We start from the raw sequence: 687 nt of genomic DNA on the forward strand, positions 1-687 counted from the left end.
GTCAATGGGCGGATGGCCAGGCGCACGGCGATCCAGGTGCAACCCAGCAACAACGCGAGTTGCAGCACCAGCACCACCGGCAGCCAATAGGCGACAGGCAGCATGGTGGGGCGCACGTCGATACTGATGGGGCTGCCATCGGCGAGGGTCAGGTGCGCCTGGAAGTGTTTCTGCATGCCGGGGATGTCGCGAAAGGTCAACGCGTAGTGTTCGCCCAGCGCATCCGCGATGGAGGTGGCGGCCATGGGCACATCATCGCTGCTCATCGGTTCGCCGGTTTCGCCAGCATTGAGCAGGTAGCGGTAGTTCTGACGGTCGAGACGCGGCAACCAGCTGGCGCGTTCGTTGGCCGGCAGGCGGTCGAGAATGGCCACCGAGGTGGACACATCGTTTTCCAGGTTGCCCAGCATGGCGGTGCGCGCACTGATGTAGCGCTCATAGAACTGCGCACTGAAGGACAAGCCATGGGCGCACACCAGGCTGATCAGGAAGATCAGCGACAACTGTGACGCCAGGGTACGCGGCCAGCCAAACCTTAAGCTCATTGCTCGGCCCCGAGGATTTCCACCGGCAGCGAGAACACGTAGCCCTCGCTGCGCACGGTCTTGATGTAGGCCGGTTCGCGGGCATCATCCAGCAGGCGTTGGCGCAGGCGGCTCACCAGCAGGTCGATGGAGCGGTCGAACA

General features: G+C 63.5%; 1 protein-coding gene and 1 pseudogene. Both read right to left on the reverse strand.

What is annotated here, in order from left to right; all coding sequences use genetic code 11:
- A pseudogene (locus HX823_RS31665) lies at nucleotides 1-545 on the reverse strand (two-component sensor histidine kinase); the annotation flags it as partial.
- The coding region (locus tag HX823_RS31670) for a winged helix-turn-helix domain-containing protein (RefSeq protein WP_177078581.1) at nucleotides 542-687 on the reverse strand (146 nt) is incomplete at its 5' end. The gene HX823_RS31670 and the pseudogene HX823_RS31665, both read right to left, overlap by 4 nt.

Origin of the sequence: Pseudomonas sp. P7759 (assembly GCF_013386445.1) — a bacterium.
GTDB lineage: Bacteria > Pseudomonadota > Gammaproteobacteria > Pseudomonadales > Pseudomonadaceae > Aquipseudomonas > Aquipseudomonas azotoformans_A.